At 64.0% G+C, this 22,740-nt stretch carries 21 protein-coding genes; 3 read left to right on the top strand and 18 right to left on the bottom strand.

Annotation, left to right across the window (positions count from 1 at the left end; translation table 11 throughout):
- The 7 genes from AC0NIL_RS26730 to AC0NIL_RS26700 all read right to left on the bottom strand — a co-directional run bounded on the left by AC0NIL_RS26730 (position 1) and on the right by AC0NIL_RS26700 (position 6,595).
- Positions 1-951 (bottom strand): ABC transporter permease, encoded by a 951-nt coding sequence (locus AC0NIL_RS26730; RefSeq protein ID WP_473541502.1) that lies wholly within the window; start codon positions 949-951, stop codon positions 1-3.
- Positions 948-1,706, bottom strand: a complete 759-nt coding sequence (locus AC0NIL_RS26725) for an ATP-binding cassette domain-containing protein (RefSeq protein WP_063171555.1) — start codon at positions 1,704-1,706, stop codon at positions 948-950. The genes AC0NIL_RS26730 and AC0NIL_RS26725 overlap by 4 nt, the downstream gene beginning before the upstream one ends.
- Positions 1,699-2,436, bottom strand: coding sequence for an ATP-binding cassette domain-containing protein (locus AC0NIL_RS26720; protein WP_013533018.1), 738 nt, complete (start codon positions 2,434-2,436; stop codon positions 1,699-1,701). The genes AC0NIL_RS26725 and AC0NIL_RS26720 overlap by 8 nt, the downstream gene beginning before the upstream one ends.
- A 66-nt stretch (positions 2,437-2,502) precedes the next feature.
- Positions 2,503-3,690: an ABC transporter substrate-binding protein gene (locus AC0NIL_RS26715; RefSeq protein WP_024502499.1), complete on the bottom strand. Its 1,188-nt coding sequence runs from the start codon at positions 3,688-3,690 to the stop codon at positions 2,503-2,505.
- Between the two features lie 25 nt (positions 3,691-3,715).
- The gene (locus AC0NIL_RS26710) at positions 3,716-4,885 is read right to left on the bottom strand and encodes an extracellular solute-binding protein (protein WP_224675839.1); all 1,170 of its coding nucleotides are present in this window, start codon (positions 4,883-4,885) and stop codon (positions 3,716-3,718) included.
- Positions 4,882-6,042 carry a CaiB/BaiF CoA transferase family protein gene (locus tag AC0NIL_RS26705; protein ID WP_024502501.1) on the bottom strand — a complete coding sequence of 387 codons (1,161 nt, stop codon included), beginning with the start codon at positions 6,040-6,042 and terminating at the stop codon, positions 4,882-4,884. Before AC0NIL_RS26705 ends, AC0NIL_RS26710 begins: the two co-directional genes overlap by 4 nt.
- Position 6,043: 1 nt before the next feature.
- Positions 6,044-6,595 (bottom strand): MaoC family dehydratase, encoded by a 552-nt coding sequence (locus AC0NIL_RS26700; protein WP_473572761.1) that lies wholly within the window; start codon positions 6,593-6,595, stop codon positions 6,044-6,046.
- A gap of 199 nt (positions 6,596-6,794) precedes the next feature.
- On the opposite strand from AC0NIL_RS26700, the gene AC0NIL_RS26695 reads away from it, so the two are divergent.
- Entirely contained in the window at positions 6,795-7,892 is a 1,098-nt protein-coding gene (locus AC0NIL_RS26695) for a lactonase family protein (RefSeq protein WP_275953848.1), read from the top strand.
- Positions 7,893-7,932: 40 nt separating this feature from the next.
- Here the strand turns inward: AC0NIL_RS26695 and AC0NIL_RS26690 are convergent, their stop codons facing one another.
- The 3 genes from AC0NIL_RS26690 to AC0NIL_RS26680 form a co-directional block, all read right to left on the bottom strand.
- Positions 7,933-8,919, bottom strand: coding sequence for a Tim44 domain-containing protein (locus AC0NIL_RS26690; RefSeq protein ID WP_275953847.1), 987 nt, complete (start codon positions 8,917-8,919; stop codon positions 7,933-7,935).
- 73 nt (positions 8,920-8,992) lie between these two features.
- Positions 8,993-9,295: a TFIIB-type zinc ribbon-containing protein gene (locus AC0NIL_RS26685; protein ID WP_024502504.1), complete on the bottom strand. Its 303-nt coding sequence runs from the start codon at positions 9,293-9,295 to the stop codon at positions 8,993-8,995.
- 250 nt (positions 9,296-9,545) lie between these two features.
- Positions 9,546-10,535 carry a zinc-dependent alcohol dehydrogenase family protein gene (locus tag AC0NIL_RS26680; RefSeq protein ID WP_473572760.1) on the bottom strand — a complete coding sequence of 330 codons (990 nt, stop codon included), beginning with the start codon at positions 10,533-10,535 and terminating at the stop codon, positions 9,546-9,548.
- 102 nt (positions 10,536-10,637) lie between these two features.
- On the opposite strand from AC0NIL_RS26680, the gene AC0NIL_RS26675 reads away from it, so the two are divergent.
- Positions 10,638-11,540 carry a LysR family transcriptional regulator gene (locus tag AC0NIL_RS26675; protein WP_275953846.1) on the top strand — a complete coding sequence of 301 codons (903 nt, stop codon included), beginning with the start codon at positions 10,638-10,640 and terminating at the stop codon, positions 11,538-11,540.
- Between the two features lie 17 nt (positions 11,541-11,557).
- On the opposite strand, the gene AC0NIL_RS26670 is transcribed toward AC0NIL_RS26675, so the two are convergent.
- From AC0NIL_RS26670 to AC0NIL_RS26640, 7 genes are all read right to left on the bottom strand, one after another.
- The gene (locus AC0NIL_RS26670; protein ID WP_275953844.1) at positions 11,558-13,585 is read right to left on the bottom strand and encodes a CocE/NonD family hydrolase; all 2,028 of its coding nucleotides are present in this window, start codon (positions 13,583-13,585) and stop codon (positions 11,558-11,560) included.
- A 48-nt stretch (positions 13,586-13,633) separates the two neighbouring features.
- Positions 13,634-14,608: an ABC transporter ATP-binding protein gene (locus AC0NIL_RS26665; protein WP_013533007.1), complete on the bottom strand. Its 975-nt coding sequence runs from the start codon at positions 14,606-14,608 to the stop codon at positions 13,634-13,636.
- A complete protein-coding gene (locus tag AC0NIL_RS26660) occupies positions 14,605-15,588 on the bottom strand; it encodes an ABC transporter ATP-binding protein (protein ID WP_275953843.1) in 984 nt (327 codons plus the stop codon). Before AC0NIL_RS26660 ends, AC0NIL_RS26665 begins: the two co-directional genes overlap by 4 nt.
- On the bottom strand, positions 15,585-16,430 hold the full coding sequence (locus tag AC0NIL_RS26655; protein WP_082826413.1) for an ABC transporter permease: 846 nt from the start codon (positions 16,428-16,430) through the stop codon (positions 15,585-15,587). The genes AC0NIL_RS26660 and AC0NIL_RS26655 overlap by 4 nt, the downstream gene beginning before the upstream one ends.
- Before the next feature lie 22 nt (positions 16,431-16,452).
- Positions 16,453-17,400 carry an ABC transporter permease gene (locus AC0NIL_RS26650; RefSeq protein WP_063171563.1) on the bottom strand — a complete coding sequence of 316 codons (948 nt, stop codon included), beginning with the start codon at positions 17,398-17,400 and terminating at the stop codon, positions 16,453-16,455.
- 52 nt (positions 17,401-17,452) lie between these two features.
- A complete protein-coding gene (locus tag AC0NIL_RS26645; protein ID WP_024502512.1) occupies positions 17,453-19,012 on the bottom strand; it encodes an ABC transporter substrate-binding protein in 1,560 nt (519 codons plus the stop codon).
- A gap of 312 nt (positions 19,013-19,324) precedes the next feature.
- Positions 19,325-20,317, bottom strand: coding sequence for a dipeptidase (locus tag AC0NIL_RS26640; RefSeq protein WP_082826414.1), 993 nt, complete (start codon positions 20,315-20,317; stop codon positions 19,325-19,327).
- A 195-nt stretch (positions 20,318-20,512) separates the two neighbouring features.
- On the opposite strand from AC0NIL_RS26640, the gene AC0NIL_RS26635 reads away from it, so the two are divergent.
- A complete protein-coding gene (locus tag AC0NIL_RS26635) occupies positions 20,513-21,784 on the top strand; it encodes an NAD(P)/FAD-dependent oxidoreductase (protein WP_127368422.1) in 1,272 nt (423 codons plus the stop codon).
- A gap of 3 nt (positions 21,785-21,787) precedes the next feature.
- Here AC0NIL_RS26635 and AC0NIL_RS26630 read toward each other — a convergent pair whose 3' ends face one another.
- On the bottom strand, positions 21,788-22,705 hold the full coding sequence (locus AC0NIL_RS26630; RefSeq protein WP_024502515.1) for a LysR family transcriptional regulator: 918 nt from the start codon (positions 22,703-22,705) through the stop codon (positions 21,788-21,790).
- Between the last annotated feature and the right edge of the window lie 35 nt (positions 22,706-22,740).

The raw sequence follows: 22,740 nt of genomic DNA, 5'->3' as shown, positions 1-22,740 counted from the left end.
TCAGCGTCTCCCCATGGCAAGACGTTCCTGCAGCGCTGTCAGCATCACCGCCAGCACCAGGATCGCGCCGTAGGCGATCTGCAGCACGAAGGTCGAGACGTTGAACGTCGTCAGCACGCTCTGCAACAGGAAGATGTCGATGGCACCGATGGCGGCACCCGCCACGCCACCACGGCCGCCGGCCAGGCTGACGCCGCCAAGTGCTACGGCGGCGATGGCGATCAGTGTGTAGGTCGGCCCGATATTGGGATCAGCCGAGCCGATCAGCGCGGTCAGCATCAGCCCGGCGCATCCGCCGAGGATGCCGGTCATGACATAGGCGATGAAGCGCACGCGCGTGACATCGACACCGGCGGTGTAGGCGGCGCGGTCGTCGCTGCCGACCGCCATAAGCTGGTCGTAGTATGGCGTGCGCCGCACCAGCCACCAGGCGACGAGCATCGCCGCCAGCGGCAGCATCGACAGCGGGCCGGACAGTGCCTTGAGCCAGGCCGGCGCTGGGCCGATCGGCGCCGGCAGGATTGTCAGCGTCACGCCGGTCAGGATCAGATAGGTGCCGAGCGTGGCGACGATCGGCTGAATGCGCACGATTGTCGCCAGGAAGCCGTTCGCCGCGCCCACCAGCGCGCCGACGAGCAACGCCGCCGGAACGAGCACCAAGGGCGACGAGATGCCGGTGCCGAGGAACAGCACCTGGATCGTCAAAGCGTTGACAAAGCCCATCAATGGCCCGACCGAGATGTCGATTCCGCCACGCCCGGCGAGGATGACAGGCGTTGAGGCGATGGCAGCACCGATCAAGGGCGCCGCCAATCCGACCAGCGCCCCCCAGGAACCCGGCTGGAACCGTCCCGGGCTGAGGATGAGATTGACCGCAAGCAGCACGACCAGCAGCACGACGGCGAAGCCGAAATTTCGCCCAAGGAACAGGAGGCGCGCAACAGGGCTCATGCCGCACGTCCGAACATGGCTGATATCACGCCGTCGGTGGTGAGGGCGTTGCCGGCGATCTCGGCCGCGACTTCATTCTCACGGAACACCAGCACGCGCTGGCACAGGAGAAGAATCTCCTCGATTTCGCTGGACAGGATGACGAGCCCCATGCCGTCGGCCGCCAGCCCGCGAAACACGTCGTAGAGAACATGCCGCGTCGCCACGTCGACGCCACGCGTCGGATCGTTGAGGAGCAGGATCGCGGGCTCCAGCGCCAAGGCCCGCGCCAGCAGCACCTTCTGCTGGTTGCCGCCCGACAAAGTGGTGATCGGCGCATCGGGCCGGGGTGCGGCGATTGACAGTTTTTCGCGGTAGATGTCGTAGCGCGCCTTGCGCGCCGCCGGGCTGATCAGGCCGAGCCGTGTGTCGCGCGACAGAGTCGAAACGGCGAAGTTGTCGAGCACCGACTGCGTCGGGAAAATGCCGTTGGCGCGTCGGTCGCGCGGCAAATAGGCGATGCCGCTGGCGACAGCCTTGCGAAACCCGGTGATCTTACGGGACGCATCCGATGCACCGAGTTCGATCGAGCCGCCATGCGGCGGTTCCAGGCCAGCAAGCATCTTGAGAAACAGCTCCTGGCCATGACCATCGAGGCCGGCAAGCCCGACGATCTCACCCGGAGCGATTGCCTGCGTGATCGGGCTGGCGCCGGGCGCGATGACGAGTTCGCGAACGGCAAGACCACCAAAATCGAGAGCGGTGCGATCAGCCATGCGCAAGCTCCGCGGCGGTACGTGGCGCCATTGTCTTGAGAAGCTCAGCCGGCGTCGAAGCGCCGCGCTCTTCGGTGCGCACCACGCTGCCGCCCCGCAGGATCGAGATGCGATCCGAAAGCGACATCACCTCGTCCATGCGGTGGGTGATGAACAGGATCAGGCAGCCCTCGCCGGCAAGCGCACGCATCAACGAAAAAACGGATTCGCGATCGGCGAAGTCGAGCGCGGCGGTGACCTCGTCGAGGATCAGGATCTTTGGGTTGCGCACGATCGCGCGAGCAAGGACGACCAATTGCTGCGCGGCGAGCGGCAGCAGGCCGGCTGGCATGTCGAGAGGGACGTCGGTGACCGCGAAGCGCTTAAGCGCAGCTTTCGCCCGGTCACGGCGCTCGTTGCGGGGCACAGCGCGCCGGACCAGCCCGTCGAGGCCGAGCAGGATGTTGTCGGTCACGCTGCGATCCGGCGCGATCAGCACCTCCTGGAACACCGTGGCGAAGCCTTGCGCCTGGAAGGCCGAGGGGTTGGCGCCCGAGAACGGCTTGCCGTGCAGGAGGATCGCGCCGCTGTCCGGCTGGACGATGCCGGACAACAGCTTGACCATCGTGCTCTTGCCCGAACCGTTCTCGCCCAGGATGGTGTGGATGGTTCCCGCCCGAAACGCGATCGATGCGTCCGCGAGCGCGATCGTCTCGCCATAGCGTTTGGATATGGTTTTGACTTCAAGCATGTCGCATTTCGATGCTGGCAGGCCGGCTCCCCGAAAGGAGCCGGCCTGTTGAGAGATTAGCAGGCGTCACTTTGCACAGGCATCGGGCACCTTCGAATAGTCCCAGCCCTTGGTTGGCGCCGGGTTCGAGAAATAGGCGTCGAGCCATTCCTCCGGCATCGGATCTTTCGGCGGGATCGGGAAGATAGACACGGCGTCCGTCGTCATGCAGTCCTTGTACCAGGCACCGAGATCGGCGGTGTGGACAGGCGGGATCGGGATCAGCAGCGTGTTCAGCTTCGGCTTCTGCCCGTCGAGCATGCGCTCGCCGACGCGGAACAGCGTCTGCGCGGTCCAGTGCGGCAGCACCGCATGGCCTTCGAAGCGGTACTTGTCGGGGTTGGCCTTCCAGTAGCCCAGCGCATCGCCGGTGATCGAGCCGGTGATCAATGGTGCGGGCCGGCCGGCTTCTGCGAAGGCTTCGGCGACGACGCGGCTTTCGCTGCCTGTCGTCCACACTGCATCGATCGGCGCCGGGTTGGTGGCGATCGCCTGCAGCACCACGGTCTTGGTGACGTTGGCTGTCCAGTTGCCATTGACATTGCGCGAGATCTTCAGCTTCGGATTTTCAGTCAGCGCCTTGTCCGCGCCCTGGCGCTCCTGCACCACGATCGGGTGTCCGGCGATGCCTTCGACCAGAAGGATGCTGGCGCCGTCCGGCTGCGCCTTGCCGATCGCCGCCATCATGTCGTAGCCCCAGCGCGCATAGTTGGAATCGACATTGATGGCGTTCGGGCTGGTCACCGAACCGGCAGCGGTGATGAACGGAATGCCGGCTTTGGCGGCAGCGTCGATCGCATCATCGAGTGCCGTCGCCGAGCCCGGGATCGAGGTGATGATCGAGCACTTCTTGTCGATGAAGGCGCGGATCTGGTTGATCTGCTGGCTGGCGTCGTTGTTGGAATCAGACACCTCGAAGCTGGACACCGTTCCGTCGGCGATCAGCCCGTCGACGAGACGCTTCAATTCCTTGGTCACCGTGACCCGCCACGGATTGCCCTGGTAGGATTCCGAGTGGCACCATTTCCACGGTTTCGGCGGCGCTGTGAAATTGTCCCAGGCCGAAGGCAGCACCTTCTGCGGCGCGCCGTCATATTGCGCCTTGAGTTCGGTCGGCAGCCCGCCGATGACGCCTTGCACATCCTGCGCAAAGGCGGTCGTTGCAAGCGAGGCAAGCGCGGTTGCGGCCAGCAGGCCGCGGATCATTCCTGTCATCTCGTTCTCCTCCGTTCGGTTTGGTTCAGGCTCCTCCACCGGCAGCGCCGGACACCTGCACCGGGGAACTCTCCCGAAACAGGCGATTGAGATCGGCAACAACCTGTCGGGCTTGATGCCGGGAGGTCATGCCGGAAAGGATGCGTTCGGATGCTGCTTGCTGGAAAGTCATGTAGCCGTCGTGGCGCGGCCGCACCCATGCACCCTCCAGCGTCGCGCGCGTATCCCGATAGAAGTCGCCGGTCGCTTCATTGACAGCCTGGTCCTCCCAGGCCGCTGCATGGCCGGGCTGGCCGCCGGCGGCGGCATAGGCGCCTCGCTGGACATCGCCGCTCGCGACCCAATAGGCGAAGTCGATCGCGGCATCCCTGGCTTTGGAAAAGGCTGATACGGCTATGCCGGTGCCGCCAAGCGCCGAACCGACCGGGCCGCCGGAACCGATGACCGGAACATCGGCAAAGGCCAGCCGGTTCGCCCGAAAGCCAGCCGTCGCATAGGAAACGTAACCATAGATCAGTGGCGCGCAGACGAACCTGGAACCGGCCTCCGCCATACGTTCGGAGACGGCAATCGGGTCCATCTCGAAACACGCGGGATCGACCAGCGCTGCGATCTCGCGCATTGCCTCGAAGACTTGGCTACCGATCTCCACATCGATCAGATCGTCGGATGGATCGGTCGTGCAGGCATGCCCGAGATTCCCGGCAAGCGTGTAGAACACCATCAACACGTGAGGCGGCCGCAGCGGCAGCAGCACGCGGCCTTGCCGGGCGAGATCGAGCAGCTCGCTCCAGCGCGCCGGTGGCGCACCGATAGCATCCGGACGCCATGCCTGGACCTGCGTTGCCGCATCGATCGGGAAAGCCCATTGCCGTCCTTGCCAGTTGTAGCTCGGATAGGACTGGCCGATGCTGCCCGAGGCAAGGGCCGTGCGTTCCGCCTCGCGTCCGGCGACATCCAGCGGCTCCAGGCAGCCTTCGGCCGTGATCTGGCCGACATGCGGATGGTCGATGACGATGAGGTCATAGGCGCGCGCCAGTTCTTCGACCGGGAAGGATTCGAAGTCCTGCAGCGAGCGCTTGTCCCATTCGATGGCAATACCGGTCTTCTGCTGCCACAGCGCCGAGCAGGCGACCATCGGATCATAGCCACGCGGATGGCTCCAGGTCATGCCTTTGAGCTTGGGCGAACTCACAGGCCGAACTCCGCGCGGATGGCGGCACTGTGCTCGCCGATGCGGGGCGCCGCCCGATCGGCCTTGGCTCTTATGCCATCGACCCGGAGCGGCGAACTGGTGGTGAGGATCGAGACATCGTCCTCGCGCGTCACAGTCTGCAGCATGCCGAGGGAATGGAACCCTTCGCTCGCCAGCATCTCCGGCCAGGTCAGCACTTTGGCGCACCAGATGTCGGCCGGCTCGAGGATATCAAGCCACTCGTCGATCGTCTTGGTGGCGATCCGCTGTGCGATGATCGCCTTGATGTCGTCACGCGCGGTGAACCACGACGCAGGCTTGTCGCGATAGGGTGCGAGTTCGCTGAGCGACAGGAGATCGGCCAGCTTGGGAATCGGCGTCATGGCGATGGCGAGGTATCCGTCCTTGGCCGGGTAAACACCGTAAGGCGCCGACAGATAGGCATGCGCGCTGCGGAAGCTGGAGCGCCTGGGCAGCCGGCGGCCGTCATTGAGATGCGTCGTCAGCACCTCGAACTGGAAATCGACCAGCGCTTCCAGGAGACTGGTTTCGATATGGCTGCCCTGGCCGGTGATGCCGCGCCGCACGAGTGCGGCCAGAATGCCCTGCGCGCAGGCGGCACCGGCCAGCATGTCGCCGATGGCAAGACCGAACGGCACCGGCCCTTGGTCCTCATCGCCGTTCAGCCACATCACGCCGGAGCGCGCCTGCGCCAGCAGGTCTTGGCCGGGTCTCTTGACCCATGGTCCGTCTTCGCCATAGCCGCTGATCGAGGCATAGACCAGCCGCGGATTGATCTTGCGGACCGCCTCATAGTCCAAGCCGAGCCGCTCGATGACGCCCGGCCGGAAATTCTGGATCAGCACATCGGCCTTGGCCAGAAGGCCGCGCAACGCCTCGAGATCGGCCTCGTTCTTGAGGTCGATGGCAAGACTTTCCTTGGCCCGGTTGATGGCATGGAAGATGGTGGAATCGCCGCCGATCTCGGTGTCGCTGAGATAGAGCCGGCGCGACAGGTCGCCGCCATCCGGACGCTCGATCTTGATGACGCGGGCGCCGAGATCGAGCAGCCTGAGTGAGCAATAGGGCCCGGACAGGAACTGGCTCATGTCGACGACGACGAGACCGGCGAGCGGCAATTCGGCTGCTGCCGGCATGCTATTTCTCCGTCTTGCCGACGAAGTCGGCCGGGTTGCGGTACTTCACCGTCTGCAGATGCTCGCAATAGAGAACCAACTCGCCTTCGCCCTTGAACACCTCATAGCTGGCGCGGATCAGCCCCATTTCCTTGTAGCGGGGCTTCTTGTCGAGGTTGGAGCGGATCGAATAGATCGTGTCGTCAATGAAGACGGGTTTTATGAAGCGGAGCTTGTCGTAGCCATAGGAGAAGGCATTGACGCAGTTGGTGGCGACCAGCCCCAGGCCAGCCGAAAAGACAAAGGCGCCGGCGATCAGCCGCTTGCCGAAAATGCCTTCGTTCTCGGCAAACATCTGGTCCTGCACATAGGGGTGGATGTCGAGCACCAGCGTGTTGAACAAATGGCTGTCGCCTTCGGCCATTGTGCGCCGCAACGAGCGGATCTTCTGGCCGACGGGCCAGTCCTCGTAGAACCAGTTCTCGGCGTTCCACACCGGCAGCGCGGCGTGATCCGCCGGCATGTTCTTGGGATGCGTCGAGGCGACACCGACGGTAGGTGCGAAATCGTTCATGGTCGGCACCGCCAGACCTGCATGGGGCACGTCACAGCTATCGGAAAACGCATCAAGGCGTCGAAATGCAAGACGTCTCCTCCCATCAATCTTCTTTTGTAAATAGTATTTTCACATATGGGGTTGCGTTGCAAGCGTGAACAGGCGAAATTTTGGCTGCTCCCGCGCGCCAAAGCGCAGGCGGGTAGGGGAGGAAATCATGCGCGAGAATTGTCTGGTCTTTGTCGGCAGCCTGAACCGCGAGGCGCCGTATTTTCAGGGCGCTCGGGGCGTCGGCCTCAGCGTCTACAGCTTTGACGAGACGACGCTGGAAACACGAAAACTGGCCGAGACCAACGACGTCGACAATCCGACCTTCCTCTCGGTGACACCGGACGGCTCGCGGATCTACGCCAACTCGGAAGTGTTCACCTGGCGCGAGGGCACCGTCTCAGCTTACAGCTTCGATCGAGCTTCGGGGACGCTCATTTATCTGAACAAGCAACCGTCGCTCGGCAGCATAGCCGCCCACAACACCATCACCCGCGACGGGACAAAACTGCTGGTCGCCAATTACGGCATGGGCGAGGGCGGCCCGGATCGCGCGGTGGCTGTCTATGGCTTCGAAGAGAACGGCGCCTTGTCGGCGCCGCTTGCCAGCGTTTCGCATGAGGGCAGCGGCCCGAATGTGGCGCGGCAGGAACGCTCGCATGCGCACAGCGTCACCGAAACCATCGGCGGGGGAACAGCCATCGTCGCCGACCTCGGCATCGACCGGCTGGTGTCTTACCGGATCGAGCGCGAGGGCAATCTGGCCAAGCTAACCGAATCCGCTTTGCCATCCGGCGCCGGTCCACGCCACCTCGCACTGCATCCGAACGGACGCTTCGTCTTCGTCATGAACGAACTGGATTCGACCATCGTGTCGATGACGCTGGACGAAGCCACCGGCAAGCTCTCGATCATCGACGCAAAGCCGGCGGTGCCGGCCGAGGCACGCGACAGCAACCACTGCGCCGATATCCAGATCTCACCGGATGGCCGTTTTGTCTACGGCTCCAACCGCGGCCATGACAGCGTCGTCATCATGGCGGTCGACCAGCAGACAGGGTCGCTCAGCCTCGTCAGCTATATCCCTTGCGGCGGCGCGACCCCGCGTAACCTGGCGCTGACGCCGTCAGGCGGCCATCTGTTTTCCGCCAACCAGAATGGCGACCGCATTTCGATCTTCGCCCGCGACGCCGACAGCGGCATACTGACCGACACCGGGCGCGCCATCGAGGTCGGCACGCCGATGTGCGTCAAGATCGTGCGCTGAACGCCCACAACTGCGAAACCTCGGAAAAATCGCCCGAGGCTCAAGCCTGTTGTATTGCCGAGAGCTTCCAGTTCGATCCATTCTCACGCACGAAAGTCCACAGCTCGGTCGTCTCTGTCGGATGACCATCGTCGCCCGCGACGATTTTGCCGCTGGCCCGTTCGCGCGTCACGTCACGAGATTCGTAGCGCAAGGCGGCCGTGGCGTAGTCGCGCTCATCCTCGCGCCAGCTTTCCGCGATGTCGGCCTGCAGCAAGGTGATATCAGTCACCTCGTTCCTGAGACCTTTCTGGGCATTGTCGGCCAACTCTTCCGACAGATAGGATACCATTTCGGGTGTAACCGCCCGGCGCAGAGCGGCATGGTCTTCGCGCCCGAATGCTTCCTGGACATCGGTCAGCAGCTGCTGGAATGCGTCGAGATCCGTCTGGGCCAGCGTGATCTCCTCGGAGGCGGCGGCCGGAGAGCCTCCACCTGAACCGCCGCCGAAACCGGGAATTGTGAAGGAGCCTGCAGTCTGCTGCCCTGCCGTTGAGCGGTTCTCAAATCGCGAAGCCTGGGCATTGCCGGCACCGGCGAGCGCCGGCGCGGGGCCGCGCGCGGATTGCGAGCGGAAGAACCTGATGGCCAGCATGATCGCGCCACCGATCAGCAAGGCCTGAAGCAGGAAACCGAACATGCCGGCCAGGCCGCCGAAGCCCTGACCCAGAAGCAGGCCGAACAGGCCGCCGAGCAACAGGCCGCGCATCATCGTTCCACCGAAACCGCTCATGAAGCCGGGCCTCTGCAGGCCGGCCTGCGGCTGCCGGGCCGCGTTGTTCACACCGGTGTTGGGCGTCATCGACCGCTCGACCGGAGCGGCCGGTGCTGGGGCCGTCCTGGTCGGCGGTGCCGATTGGAACGTACGCATGCCACGACTGCCGAAACTGCCGCCACGACGGGCCTCGGCATGGTCCATCGCAACCATGGAGAATGCAAGGAACAGTCCTGCAAAGAGGGCTGCAAATCGGCTGGTGCGGGAAATCATCGGAGATGAACCTTTGTCGATGTGGTTTCGGAAGTTTCAGCAAGTGCCGGCCTGGATGTCGGGCATCATGCGGTCAGTCGAACAACTCTTCGAAGAATGATTTCTTCCGCTTCGGATAGCGGTGACCGTGCGAGCGGGAATAATCGTCATCGCGGCTCTGGCCATGTTGTGGCTGGGAGAATGCTGCCGGCTGTGGCTGCGGCGCGGGCGCCGCTTCCCTGCCGGAACGCTCGATGATCTTGTCGAGTTCTCCTCTATCAAGCCAGACGCCGCGGCACTGCGGACAGTAATCGATTTCGATACCCTGGCGTTCGCTCATCACGAGCGCGACGCGGCAGGAGGGGCAAACCATACCGAGGAGGGAAGTAGATGTCATACGGGGCTCCAAACCGAAAGGAATGAGCCCGCTTGACCGAAAGAGTGGAAACGGGCCCGTTAAAGCGGTCCGACATCACAATCGCCAAAAGCGACAGTCAGAGGGGCCCGGCCCGCACCGAACAGTTAGGGATGCAAAGCCGCGGCTTCAAGGCCGATATTGCCCTGCAAGAATGATTTGTTCGCCAGCGTTGCTCAGGCAGTCACCACGATTCAAATCGTCACCACGATCTCAGATCGTCACTACGATCTCAGATCGTCACCACGATCTTGCCGAACTGCTCGTTCGACTCCAGGTAGCGGTGCGCCTCGACGATTTGGTCGAACGCGAAGGTCCTGTCGATGATCGGCCTCAGCGTCCCGTCCTCCAGACCTTCGACGATAAACGCCTTGGCGGCCTCGAGTTTCACAGGGTTGCCGGTGATCTCGTGGACGAGGTAGCCGCGCAGTGTCAGCGTCTTGCTCAGCACCGCTGGCAGCGGGAATGGCGTCGGCTCGCGGCTGAGACCGCCATATTCGATGAGGATGCCGCCACGCGACATGGCCGCTGTGAGTGGCTCGAAGATCGGGCCGCCGACCGCATCGAACACGACGCGCACGCCTTCAGGCCCTGCGATCTCATTCAGCCGTGCCGCCAAATCCTCCTCGGCCAAGGTGACGACTTCAGCCGCGCCGGCGTCGAGCAGGGCCTGCCTCTTCGCCGATGTCCGCGTCACCGCAATCGCTGTTGCACCGACCCTGTTGGCGATCTGGATTGCCGCAAGCCCGACGCTGCTCGAGGCCGCGGTGATCACCACGTGGTCTCCGCTGTGCAGCCCGGCGATATCGATCAGCGCGCCATAGGCGGTGAGATACTGCATCCAGACGGCCGCTGCCGTCTGCCAGTCGAGCGACGGCGGATGCTTGACGACAAGTCCGGCGGGGTAGGTGGCAAACTCGCCATAGGCCGGCCAGCGGATCATCGATTGCGGCGGGATGACACTGACGCTGTCGCCCGGCGCGAAATCCCTCACACCGTCGCCAATAGCCTCGATGACGCCCGCTGCCTCAAGGCCAAGCCCCGAGGGGAGCGTCGGCGTCTCGATATAGGAACCCGCGCGCAGCAGCGCTTCGGCGCGATTGAGGCCGAGTGCCTTGACCCGGATTTGAACTTCGCCCGAACCCGGTGGGGAAAGCGCGACATGCTCGATGCGCAGAACCTCGGGGCCACCATGCTGGTGAAAGCGAACTACGCGTGTCATTCGGGATACTCCAAATCATCTGAACCGAATGAGCTATGCAGCCGGTCTTGCCAGGGATAAATGGCTGTAAGAGAAGAACAGTAGAAACCAGGAGTTTTGAATATGGATCGGCTTGAGAGCATGGCCGTGTTCGTCAAGGCGGTCGATCTCGGCTCGTTCGCGGCCGCGGCGGTCGCGCTTGATCTCTCCGGACCGATGGTCGGCAAGCATGTCCGGTTTCTTGAGGAGCGGCTGGGCGTGCGGCTGCTCAACCGGACCACGCGACGGCAGAGCCTGACCGACTTCGGCCGCGCTTACTATGAACGCTGTCGGGTGGTGCTGGCCGAGGCCGAAGCCGCCGATGCGCTCGCCGCCGAACAGTTTTCGGAGCCACGTGGAAAACTGCGGGTCACCATGCCGGCGCATTTCGGGCGCCATTGCGTGACCCCCGTGTTGCTAAAGCTGGCCCGTCAATATCCGATGCTGGAACTCGACCTGTCGCTCACCGACCGCTTCGCGGATATTGCCGAGGACGGCTACGATCTCGCAATCCGCACCGGCACTCTTGACGACAAGGTGGGGGTGATTGCGCGTCGCGTCGCGCGTCAGGGCATGGTCGTCTGCGCGGCACCCTCTTATCTCAGAATTCATGGCGAGCCGCAGCGGATCGAGGATCTCGCCGACCATCAGGCGATTGTCTACCGCCGGCTCGGCCAGGTCGTTCAGCCGTGGTTGTTTGTGCGCGAGGGGCAACCCACGCTCGAGATCACGCCAACCGGACGGCTGCGGCTCGACGATCTCGATGCCATCGCTGACGCGGCCGCCGACGGCATGGGGCTGGCCTGGCTGCCCTGGTGGCTGGTACGCGACCGCATTCAGGCCGGCGCGCTGATGGCGCTGTTGCCGGACCAGCCGCGATATCTCTACGACTGCCACGCGCTTTGGCTGCAGACACCGCATCTGCCGCTGAAGGTGCGGCTGGCCGTCGATGCGCTGGCCGTCGCCTTGCCGAAATCGATGGCCTGATTGCCAATCGCCGCCGCTCAGTTGAGATCGCGCCGATACTCCTTGACCTCGCTGCGGTCGACGATCCGCTCGTCTCCGTCATGGGCAGTGATGTGGGTCTCGATCCGCCAGACGTCGCGCAGCGCGCGCACCGTCGCCGTCACTGAAAGGCGCGCCTGCCAGTCGCCGCGGCCATAGGATTTTTCCCAGGTGCAGGTGCCGACCGCCGAGGTCGGGTCGTCGGGGTGAATGGAGAACCGGTCGACATGCTTCGCTGAAAGGACGATTCCCGTATGCGGATGCCGCACCGTGCCGCCATCATTGACGACTTGGTAGACGGTCTCGCTGGTGACCTGGTCTGTCGAAACCGAGCGCTGAAAACCGTCGCCCTTGGCCAGAACCTCCTGCTCCATCGGCGCGGCGCTTTCCGGAGCCAGGAAGGCCCCCAGCGTGTCGTCCAGCTTCTGCGGCGCGCGCACCGGCAGGATCAGCCGGCTGTCCCCGCAATGGATCGACAGCGTCGCCTGCTCGGCGGTCGGAAAGACGATCGGCCAATGCGATGTCGCCAGTGCCAGCCGGATACGCTCGCCAGCCTCGAAACGCTGCCCGCAACAGCGCAGCTTGATGCGGACGGTCTCCGCCCGGCCCGGCACCATGGGTACGATGTCCAGATCATCGTTGCGATGGCTCAGATTGAGGATGCCGTAGCTGATGCGCGAGGCAGCACCTTCCGGGAACACTTGCGACAGCGTGGCGGACAGAAGCGCAACCGGCTTGTCGGAGGAGAGCTTGACCTCGAATTCGGGAAAACCGAGGATCTCGACCGCTTCGGTCAACGGCGCCGTCTCGAAGATCAGGGCATTGCCTTCTTCCGTGCGTTGGTCGACCGGCAAGGTAGGCATGACGCCATAACCGCACCAGGCGCCGGACGACAGGCCGGCCGTCTGCGGCGATGAAATCTCCAGGATCGTGTCTTCGCCCCTGGCCTCGCTCAGCACATGCGGCGCAAGGTTCAGCACCTTTTCGCCGACCCCCGGCCCCGGCCAAGCCGGCTCGGCGACCCAGCGGCCGGGCCGCTCGTCATAGATCGCCGCCGGCCGTGCGGGATCTTGAATCCAGGCGCGCAGCATCGGCTCGTCGGCAATGCCGGTGTTTATGCCCTTGAGATATTGATCCCACCAGCGCAGGCACTCCTGCAGGAAGCCGATGCGCGGTCCTGGCATGGCGAAGTGCGGATATTTATGGCCCCAGGGTCCAATCAGCCCTTTGCGGGGACCGCTTAGCTTTTCCAGCATCCGGAAGATCGGATTGGGGTAACCGTCGGCCCAGCCGCCCACGGCGTAGACCGGGATTTCGACATCGGAATAATCCTCGCAGATCGAACCGTGCTTGTAGAAATCGTCGCGGCGCTGGTGTTCAAACCAGTCCTGCATCCAGATGCCATTGCCATTCAGCCGTTGTTTCCAAAGATCGCGCCAGCGGTCGCCGACAATGAGCGGGTCGGGCGGGGTCATGGCGATGGCCCAGGCGGTGGTTCCCCACATCAGATTGTCGCACATCATCGCGCCGCCGAGATAATGCACGTCGTCGTTATAGCGGTCGTCGGTCGAGCACAGCGAAACGAGGGCTTTCAGCGCCGGCGGCCGGCGGGCCGCGACCTGCAGCCCGTTGAAGCCGCCCCAGCTGATGCCGATCATGCCGACGCTTCCCGAGCACCAGGATTGCCTCGCCAGCCATTCGATGACCACCAGGCAGTCATCCTGCTCCTGCTTCAGATACTCACCCTTGCACAGCCCTTCGCTGTCGCCCGAGCCGCGCATGTCGACCCGCACGCCGGCATAGCCGTGACCGGCGAAATAGGGATGCGTCAGCGCATCGCGCTCCACCGTTCCGTCACGCTTGCGATAGGGCAAATATTCGAGGATCGCCGGCACGGGATCGCTCTCCGCGTCTTCCGGCAGCCAGACACGCGCCGCCAGCTTGACGCCATCCGGCATCGGAATCCACAAATTCTCGATCTCGCGGATTTTGCGCGGGAAATCGGTGACGACGCGGATATCTTGCATGGCGGCTCCTCTCAACGCCCCGGCCGACACTTGCGCCGGTGGCGATCCTTATGTGTTCAGCGGGAAATGGCAGGTCAGACGGCTGTCGCCGACCGAGGCCGGGACGGGGACATCCAGCGCGCAACGGCCCTCGGCCTGCGGGCAGCGTGTGTGAAACTCGCAGCCTGAGGGGCGCGCCAGCAAGGACGGAACGTCAGCCGGCAGCGTGATGCGCTGATGCACCCTGTCGGGATCAGGCTCGGGATTGGCGGAGAGAAGGGCCGCCGTATAGGGATGATGCGGGGCGCGGAAGATCGCTTCGGTTTCGCCCTGCTCGACGAAGCGCCCGAGATACATCACCGCCATGCGGTCGGCGATCTGGCGCACGACATGCAGATTGTGGGTGATGATCAGCATCGACAGGCCCATGCGGTCGCGCAGGTCGTTGAGCAGGTTCAGCACCTCTCCCTGCACGGAGACGTCGAGGCCGGCGGTCGGCTCGTCGGCGACGACCAGCACCGGGTCCAGCGCAATCGCCCGCGCTACGCCGACGCGGCGCGCCTGGCCGCCAGATAGCTGGTGCGGGTAGCGGTCGGCGAAATCGCGCGGCAGCCCGACCAGCGCAAGAAGCCGTGTGACTTCAGCGTTGAGATCGCGATCCGACAAACCGTGGATGACGAAAGGCTCCGACAGCAGCGAGCGCACGCTGAGCCGCGGCGACAGCGATCCGACCGGATCCTGGAACATCATCGGCATGCGCCGCCGCACCGGTTTCATCGCGGCGTTGGACAGGCCTTGCAGTTCCTGTCCTTCGAACACGATCGTGCCTGCTTTCACCGGCTGAAGACCGTTGAGGGTGCGCGCCAGCGTCGTCTTGCCCGAGCCGGATTCGCCGACCAGCGCGAAGGTGCTGCCTCGTTGAAGCGTGAAGCTGACGCCGGAGACCGCTTCGATTTCGGTGGCCCGCCCCGCGAGCCTGGCGGACAGGCCGCCAACCCGGAACGAGACGCGCAGGTCGCTGACACGGAGCAGGTCTTCGTTCATGCGCTCATGGCCCCCAGTGGAACGTCCGCGTGCCAGCAATGGGCGATATGAGATCCGCCGACAGGGGCGCTGGGAGGCGTCGTCAGGCATTGGGCGTCGGCGCGATCGCAGCGCGGCTGGAAGACGCAGCCGCTTGGTCGGCGGCGCAGGTCCGGCAAGGTCCCGGCAATCGTCGGCAGCCGGGGCACACGCTGCGACAGCCGGGCGGGATCGCAGGCCAGCAGCTTCTGCGTGTAGGGATGGCGGGCGTCGTGGAAGATCTCGCGGGTCGTGCCGCTTTCCACGACCTCGCCGGCATACATCACGATCATCTCGTCGCAGAGTTCGGCGATCACGCCCAGATGATGCGAGATGAACAGCACCGAGCAGCCGATGTCGCGCTGCAGATCCTTGAGCAGTTCGATGGTGGCCACCTCCAGCGTCGCATCGAGCGCCGTGGTCGGCTCGTCGGCGATCAGCAGCGCCGGCTCCATCATCAGCGCCATGGCGATGGCGATGCGCTGCTTCATGCCGCCGGAGAATTCGTGCGGAAACTGTGTCAGCCGGCTTTCCGGATCGGGAATGCGAACCTTGCGCAGCATGGCGACCGAGCGCGCATCCTTGTCCCGCTTCGACAGACCCGAGCGATACTGGATGTCGCGCATCTGCCGCCCCACCGACAGCACCGGGTTGAGCGCACCCATCGGGTCCTGGAAAACGGTAGCTATCCTTTGGCCGCGCAAGCCGCGCATCGCCGTGGGGTCAAGCCGGGCGAGGTCTTTGTCGCCCTCGAAGATGATCTCGCCCGATAATATCTCGCCATTGTCGGCGAGCAGGCCGAGAATGGCGTTGATGAGCGTCGACTTCCCGCAGCCGGATTCGCCGACCACGCCAACGCTGCGGTTGGCCGCCACGGAAAAACTCACCTGCTTCAGCGCCTCCAGTCGCCCACTCTCGGTGTGGAAGGCGACGCTCAGATCCTTGATCGCGAGAACCGTCATGACCGCCCCTTCAGCCGGGGATCGAAGAGGTCGCGCAGCGTCTCGCCGAAGAAGGTGAAGCCGAGTGTGGTCAGCACGATGGGCAGGCCGCCGGCAATCACGATCCAGTAGGAATCGCGGATGTTGGCAAAGCCGTCATTGAGGATCGCGCCCCAGCTCGGCGTTGGCGGCCGCACGCCGAGCCCGAGGAAGCTCATGCCGGCCTCGATCGCCACCACCACGGGAATGTCCATCGATATCAGGATCAGGATCGGGCCGATGATGTTGGGCAGGATATGGACGCGCAGGATACGGCCGGCACTGGCGCCCATCGAGCGCGCCGCCATGACATGTTCGGCCGACTTCAGCACCAGCGTCTGCGTCCTGATGATGCGGGCATAGCCCGGCACATTGACCAGCATCACCACCAGCACCACCGCATAGAGCGAGGGGCCGAACAGGGTGACCAGCGTCAGCGCCAGCATGACGGTGGGAAAGCTCTTCACGGCGTCGAAGATCAGCAGCAGCACATTGTCGAGCCAGCGCGGCCCATAGCCGGCGATCAGCCCGAGCACCACGCCGACGACCAGCGACACCGCTGTCGCGCCCAGCGCGATCAAGAGCGCGACGCGCCCGCCATAGAGCACCCGGGTCAGAAGATCACGGCCGAGGTGGTCGGTGCCGAGCAGATGCAGCAGGCTCGGCGAAGCGAAGCGTTCGGCCGGCGATATCTTGCTCGGCGCATAGCTGGTCAGCGCGCTGGCAAACACAGCCGACAGCACCACCAGCGTCACCAGCGTCAGGCCGACGGCGCCGAGCGGCTCGCGCATGATGCCGCGCACGGTGCGCCACAATCCGGACAACCGGCTGCCGCCGGAAGACAGCTCAGTTGAAACTTGATCTGACACGGGGATCCAATACACCGACCAGAATGTCGGCCGCTACGTTGACGAGGACGAAGAAGACCGTGGTGACCAGCACGGCTCCGGAGACGATGGGGTAGTTGCGCACCGAGATCGCCTCATAGACCAGCTTGCCGATGCCGGGGCGGGCGAAGACGATTTCGGCGAAAACGGAAGACGACAGCATGTGGCCGATACCGACGCCGAGCAGGGTGATCGTTGGCAGCACGGCAATGCGCAGCGCGTAGGTGTAGACGATCCGGTGCTCTGTCAGGCCGAAGGCGCGCGCCGTGCGGATATGGCTGGCCTCCAGCGTCTCCAGCATCGAGGCGCGCACCATGCGCGAGATGTAGCCGATCCAGCCAAGTCCGACCGCCAGCGACGGCAGGATGAGGTGCTGGAGCCGGCTGGCGAGGTCGCCCGGTTCGCCGGCGCCGATCGCCGGCAGCCATTGCAGTGCGACCGCGAACACCAGCAGCGAATAGATGGCGACGACGAAGGACGGCACGGCGATCATCGCCACCGAAAGAACCCCGATCACCTGATCGACAAAGCCGCCTCGGCGCACCGCGGCGATACAGCCAAGCGGGATGCCAAGCGCCACCGACCAGGTGATGCCGCCGACCACCAGCGCCAGCGTGAACGGAAGCTGCTCGATCACCACGTCCAGCACCGGGCGGTTCGACAGAACCTCGGTGCCCAGGTCACCGCGCAGGACCGATCCGTAGAAGTGCAGGAACTGCCGCCACACCGGCTGGTCGAGGCCCATGCGTACGCGCAGCGCCTCCATCATCTCCGGCGTCGCGCGTGGCCCCAGCGCGACGGAGGCCGGGTCGCCGGGAATGAGGTAGACCATGGCGAACATCATCATCATAGCGACGCTGATGATGATGGCGCCAAGCCACAGACGCTTGAGGGCGTAGCGGATCATTTTCGGTACCTGTCGGACGGTCTTTGGTGGGGGCGAGCCCCGCCCGCCGACATCATGCCGGTTTGAAGTCGGTGAACACGGGTTCGCCGTTCGGCTTCAGGCCGGCCACAAGCGTGTCTCGATTCATGATGCCGGTGACCTCATGCGTCAGGAAAACGTAGTTGCCGTTCTCCTCCATCAGGTCCTGCAGCTTCTTGTAGATGACATCACGTTTCGCCGGGTCGAGCTCGACCATGCCTTCGGCATTGAGCTTGTCGAATTCCTCGCTGGAAAACCGCTCCCAGTTCCAGACGCCGATCTGGTCGCGGGTGAACCAGGCAGTCGCCCAGCTCGGATCCGGCTGCATGGAGAAGCGGCTGATGATCATCTGCAGCTTCTTCCAGTAGTCGCCTTCCTTGGCGCCAAGCGTCCAGAAGGTGCCGCTGTCGTTCTGCTTGATCTCCACATTGAGGCCGACATCCTGCAGGTTCGACTGCACGACCTGCGCCGCGGTCAGCCGCTCGGTCTTGTTGAGGATGTCGAGCGTGATCGTCGTGCCGGCCAATCCTTCCTTGGTGATCATGTCGCGGGCGCGGTCCGGGTCGAAATCGAAAAGGTTCTTCTCGCGATGGCCGGGCAGGCCGGGCGCGATGATGCCGGTGGCGGTTGCGGCGGCGCCGAAATAGGCAGCATCGACCACCGCCTTGCGGTCCACGGCGTACTGAACCGCGCGGCGCATGTTGGGATTGTTGAAGGGAGCGACATCCTGGTTCATGCCGAGCCAGACAAAGGCCAGCGAAGGCTTCTCCACCACGGTCGTCTTCGGCGGCGGCGTCTGCTTCAGGCGCGAGATCGAGGAGACCGCGGTCCAGGTGTAGTCGAGGTCGCCGGCCTCATAGCCGAGTTCGGCGGTCTTCTCGTCCTCGATCGGATGAATGTGGATTTCCGCGAAGGCGCCTTGCTCGTACTTCCAGTCGGGATTGCGGACCAGCACCGTGCGCTGCTTGGGCAGCCATTCCTTCAGGATGTAGGGGCCTGACTGAGCCACCGGCTTGACGCCCATCTTGCCACCGAGCTCGGTGATGGCGCGCTTTGACAGGATGGTGCCGGACGGCGTCGGCAAGGTCGACGTCCACAGCGGCGCGAAGGCTTGTTTCAGGTGGATCAGCCCCGACAGCTTGTCCTTGACCTCGACTTCCTTGAGCGTTGCCCAGTCGCCGGAATAGGGGCTCTTGTTGGCTGGGTCGGCGATGCGTTCGATCGAAAACTTCACGTCTTCGGCCGTCATCTGGCCGTAGCCATCGGTGAAGCCGATATTGTCGCGCAGCTGGAAGGCGACGGTCAGCGGATCGAGCTGCTTGATCGTTTCCGCCGCCATCGGCCGCCAGCCCCAGCTGTCGCCCGGCGTGGTGACGACGAGGCCGGCGAAGATGACGCTGGTGATGTCGCCTTCAGGCGCCGCCAGCCGGAAGCAAGGGTCGAGCGTCTGGATGTCGGCGTAGGAGCGCACCTTGAGGATCGGCCCGTCGCTCGACCAGGAAACTTTTGGATTGACCATTGAGGCGAGGCCGAAAGCGCCGGCTCCGGCGAGCAGGCTGCGGCGCGAAACCCTGGTGTCGGCTAGAATGGACATGCTCTACCCCTCAGCTGTTTTCGTTGTCTTGTTTTCAGGCCGCAGGCCATTCTCCAAGCCGGGCCGAATGTGTCGGTCCGCTAAAACTGCTAATAATAGACATCTATGTCTAGCGAAAATTTTGCCGGCACGTCCGAATCTTGGATACGGACGATCTTGCGGAAAATCTCGACATCTGTTCCGACCGCCGCCGGCGCGTCGACTTGGGCAAGTCGCGGGCGGAATGTGATCGCGCAGACGATATGGCCTGGCCCGCCATTCGGTGGGGCCTGGATCAAGAGCTGTAGCAGAGATAGGCCTCTCGGCCGCCGCTCACTTCCAGATTTCAGCCGCCAGGCGCATGAAATTGCCGCCCAGGACATCGCGCACGGTCTGCTCGGACTGGCCGCGGCGCAGAAGAACCTCGGTCAGTTCGCGCATCTGACCTGGAGCCGCGTAGGTCGTCGCCCCCTCCGGATATTCGCTCTTGGGCCAGAATTGCGGATTGTCGGAAATGATGCGGTCGATGCCTTTGACATCAACCGGAAAGGCGTAGTCCAGTCCGATGCCGACATGATTTGGGCCAGCCAGGTCGACGAGATATTCGATGTGGTCAGCCAGCCTGTCCGAGTCCGTGCGTCCCTCTCCCAGGAAACGATTGAGCCCGACGATCGCGACGATGCCGCCGGTGCGCGCGCAGGCCTTGATCTGCTCGTCGGTGATATTGCGGCCATGGCCGCACAAGGCCTTGGCGTTGGAGTGCGAGAAGATGACCGGCCGGTTGGAGTATTCCATCACCTCCATCGAGGTGCGATAGCCGGTATGGGTGACGTCGACGAACATGCCGAGACGGTTCATCTCGTCGATGACCTCGCGGCCGAACGCCGTCAGGCTGGTCTCGACATCGTGGCAACCGCCGCCGGCCAGATTGTTCCTGTTGTACGCAAACAGGATCTGGCGGACGCCCAGATGGTGATAGAACTCGACCATCTCGACGCGGCCGTCGAGCGCGTTCATGCCCTCGATGTCGAAGGTGATCGCCAGTTTGCCTTCAAGCTTGGCCTTGCGGATTTCCGCGACGGAGGAGACCAGCGTGTAGTGCTCGGGATTGGCAAGGATCCAGTGGCGGAAATTTGCGAGCGTCCGCACGGTCTGCTCCCAGGGCAACAGGTCGAAGCCGACATCGATCGACAGATAGTCGATGCCGGCGTCGCGCCAGATCTGCAGATTGTTCAGGTCCGCCGCCGGGTCCGGCATGAAGCCGGAATGCGCGTCCCATATGATTTCACTGTCGAAAATGGCCTGGGCGGCTGTCGAAACGCTCACTTTTTCCTCGCTCTCTCGGCGACACAACACAACGGAAAGCCGGATCAAGCGGCGTTCCGGACGTGTGATCCAGATGCAGTGCGCATCAAGTATCAGGCCACAGACACATGTGTCTAGACAGTCCGGGACGAGCCTGTATGGTCGCCGTCGCTGTATGTCGCTCCGACCGGAACATCGGCAAGAGAGAGAACAAAGATGAGTTCAAACGGAAGCCATGGCGGCAGCGATAGCAGGCATATCGCGGTGATTGGCGGCGGCATCATCGGCTGCAGCGCGGCTTTCCATCTGCTGCGGTCCGGCGTGCGCCGGGTGACGGTCATCGATGCCGGCCAGCCGGGTGCCGCAACCACAAGCGCCGGTGCTGGCTTCGTCTCCCATTGGTCCGCCGGCATGATCCCGCTCGGTGAAGAGGGCTTTCAGCTGCAGCAATATGGCCTCGATTTCTATCGCAGGCTGCACGAGGTCGGCGCCGAGATTGGTTATCGGCCGAACGGCACCTTGATCATGGCGCTGACCGAGGACGGGCGCGAACGCTTCGTCCGCCCGGTGCTGGATTCTCCCTATGCGCCGCCGGAAATGCAGGACCTGGATGCCGTGCAGATCGGGCAGAAGATGCAGGGTCTCATCGATCCGGCCCGGGTCCATTCGGCGGCCTACAATCCGCATGGCATCCAGCTCGACACCAAGCTGGCGATGGGGGTGCTGACCGGCCAGATCAGCGAGCTCGGCGGCGTCTTCCGCAGCAACGCACGCGTGACTGCCGTCCATGATGCCGGCGACCGGGTGACGATCGAGACCGACCAGGGCGGTCTTGAGGCTGATGGCGTGATTGTTGCCGCCGGCGCCTGGAACAACCAGGTCCTGTCAGGCCTTGGCTGGCAGTTGCCGCTGCTGCGCGTCGTTGCAACGCGCATCGTCACCGACGACCGTGGGCTGCCATCGACCATTCCCACCGTCCAGTGCCGCGAATTGCGGCTGTGGCTGCGCGAGACATTCGGCGCCATAATGTGGGGAACCGGCCGGCACTACAAACCTCTCTACAAGACGAACGACAGCGAAATCGAACCCGGCCAGCCGCACAATATCGGGCTGATGCAGGAAACCTCCGAGCAGGAGCTTGCCGAGTTGCAGACGGTGTTCCCGCCGCTGCGCGGTTCGACGATCGCGAGCTGGGCGCAAGGCGTGCCGTGCTACACGCCCGACAACGGCCTTATCGTCGGCAAGGTCCCCGGCAGCGACAATATCGTGGTCGTCGGTGGCGACAATGAGAGCGGCGTCACCCATGGGCCGGGTCTTGGCCGGCTCTCTTGCGAACTGGTTCTCGGGCAGACCCCGTTCGTTTCCGCCGAGCGGTTCCGTGTCGACCGCTACGCATCCGATGCTTTCAAGTCGGAAGCTGAAATCGAAGCCGCCATGCCGGTCTGGGGCGCGCGTCACGAGGCGTCGCGGTTTGGTCGCGAGGCCTGATCGTCAGCTGCCCCCGGCGCTTGCCTGCAAGCTGTCGCCGACGCTGCCGAGCAGCGCCTGCGCCACCGCCCTGACAACCGGGCCGGCGTTCTTCCTCATGACGATGTGGAAGGAGCCGGCGTGGCGCCGCGAGGTCTTGGTCAGCCGGACGAGCTGGCCGCGGCGCAGATGCTCGTCCGCAAATCCCGCCCAGGCGAGCGCCGCGCCGCGCCCGGCGATGGTTTCGTGTATCATCGACATGTAGCCGGTGAACCGAGGTCCGTCGAGTTTCCGGTCGGTTCCGACCCACGATTGCCAACTGTCGATCGCGCCCGGCGGCGTCACCTGATGCAGCAGCGGCACTGCCAGGAAAGCCTCAGGCTCCTCCGAGGCGAGCGCCGGATAACGCGCCAGGAACGCCGGCGCGCAAACCGGGAACCACTCACCCTCGAGCAGTTTTTCGGTCACGAATTCGGGCCATTGCCCGGCTTCGCCGAAACGGATCGACAATGCCACTTCAGGCTGGTCGAAATCCCTGTAGTCGGTGGATGTCTGCAGCAGCACGCGGCCATCGGCAACCTGCGATGTGATGAGGCCGAAGCGCGGCATCAGCCATGCCTGCGCGAAGTCGTGGCTGCAGCCGACCACGAATGTATCGCTGTCGTGCGCGGTCAAATCCTCGACCGCTTGCCTGATGGTGCCGAGACCCTCGCGGATCGCTTCGGCCAGCGTGTTGCCGGCCCCGGTGACGGCGACGCGGTTGCCTCTGCGCGTGAACAGCTCGACCGACAGCTGGCGCTCGAGATTGGCGACATGCCTGCTGACCGCCGATTGTGCGATGTTGAGCTCCTGTGCGGCCAGCGTCAGCCCGCCATGCCTGACGGCAGCCTCGAAGACGACCATGGCGTTCAGCAGGGGAAGCGATGTCTTGAGGGTTTTCACGATCCAAACCTGCTTTCATGCCTTTTCGATATGAA

The organism is Mesorhizobium sp. WSM1343, assembly GCF_055901535.1.
This window is presented reverse-complemented; position numbering and strand designations above follow the sequence as displayed.

Bases quoted from the DNA above. Each gene is read 5' to 3' on its own strand.
- AC0NIL_RS26730 (WP_473541502.1), bottom strand. From the start codon at position 951: ATGAGCCCTGTTGCGCGCCTCCTGTTCCTTGGGCGAAATTTCGGCTTC.
- AC0NIL_RS26725 (WP_063171555.1), bottom strand. From the start codon at position 1,706: ATGGCTGATCGCACCGCTCTCGATTTTGGTGGTCTTGCCGTTCGCGAA.
- AC0NIL_RS26720 (WP_013533018.1), bottom strand. From the start codon at position 2,436: ATGCTTGAAGTCAAAACCATATCCAAACGCTATGGCGAGACGATCGCG.
- AC0NIL_RS26715 (WP_024502499.1), bottom strand. From the start codon at position 3,690: ATGACAGGAATGATCCGCGGCCTGCTGGCCGCAACCGCGCTTGCCTCG.
- AC0NIL_RS26705 (WP_024502501.1), bottom strand. From the start codon at position 6,042: ATGCCGGCAGCAGCCGAATTGCCGCTCGCCGGTCTCGTCGTCGTCGAC.
- AC0NIL_RS26700 (WP_473572761.1), bottom strand. From the start codon at position 6,595: ATGAACGATTTCGCACCTACCGTCGGTGTCGCCTCGACGCATCCCAAG.
- AC0NIL_RS26695 (WP_275953848.1), top strand. From the start codon at position 6,795: ATGCGCGAGAATTGTCTGGTCTTTGTCGGCAGCCTGAACCGCGAGGCG.
- AC0NIL_RS26690 (WP_275953847.1), bottom strand. From the start codon at position 8,919: ATGATTTCCCGCACCAGCCGATTTGCAGCCCTCTTTGCAGGACTGTTC.
- AC0NIL_RS26685 (WP_024502504.1), bottom strand. From the start codon at position 9,295: ATGACATCTACTTCCCTCCTCGGTATGGTTTGCCCCTCCTGCCGCGTC.
- AC0NIL_RS26680 (WP_473572760.1), bottom strand. From the start codon at position 10,535: ATGACACGCGTAGTTCGCTTTCACCAGCATGGTGGCCCCGAGGTTCTG.
- AC0NIL_RS26675 (WP_275953846.1), top strand. From the start codon at position 10,638: ATGGATCGGCTTGAGAGCATGGCCGTGTTCGTCAAGGCGGTCGATCTC.
- AC0NIL_RS26670 (WP_275953844.1), bottom strand. From the start codon at position 13,585: ATGCAAGATATCCGCGTCGTCACCGATTTCCCGCGCAAAATCCGCGAG.
- AC0NIL_RS26665 (WP_013533007.1), bottom strand. From the start codon at position 14,608: ATGAACGAAGACCTGCTCCGTGTCAGCGACCTGCGCGTCTCGTTCCGG.
- AC0NIL_RS26660 (WP_275953843.1), bottom strand. From the start codon at position 15,588: ATGACGGTTCTCGCGATCAAGGATCTGAGCGTCGCCTTCCACACCGAG.
- AC0NIL_RS26650 (WP_063171563.1), bottom strand. From the start codon at position 17,400: ATGATCCGCTACGCCCTCAAGCGTCTGTGGCTTGGCGCCATCATCATC.
- AC0NIL_RS26645 (WP_024502512.1), bottom strand. From the start codon at position 19,012: ATGTCCATTCTAGCCGACACCAGGGTTTCGCGCCGCAGCCTGCTCGCC.
- AC0NIL_RS26635 (WP_127368422.1), top strand. From the start codon at position 20,513: ATGAGTTCAAACGGAAGCCATGGCGGCAGCGATAGCAGGCATATCGCG.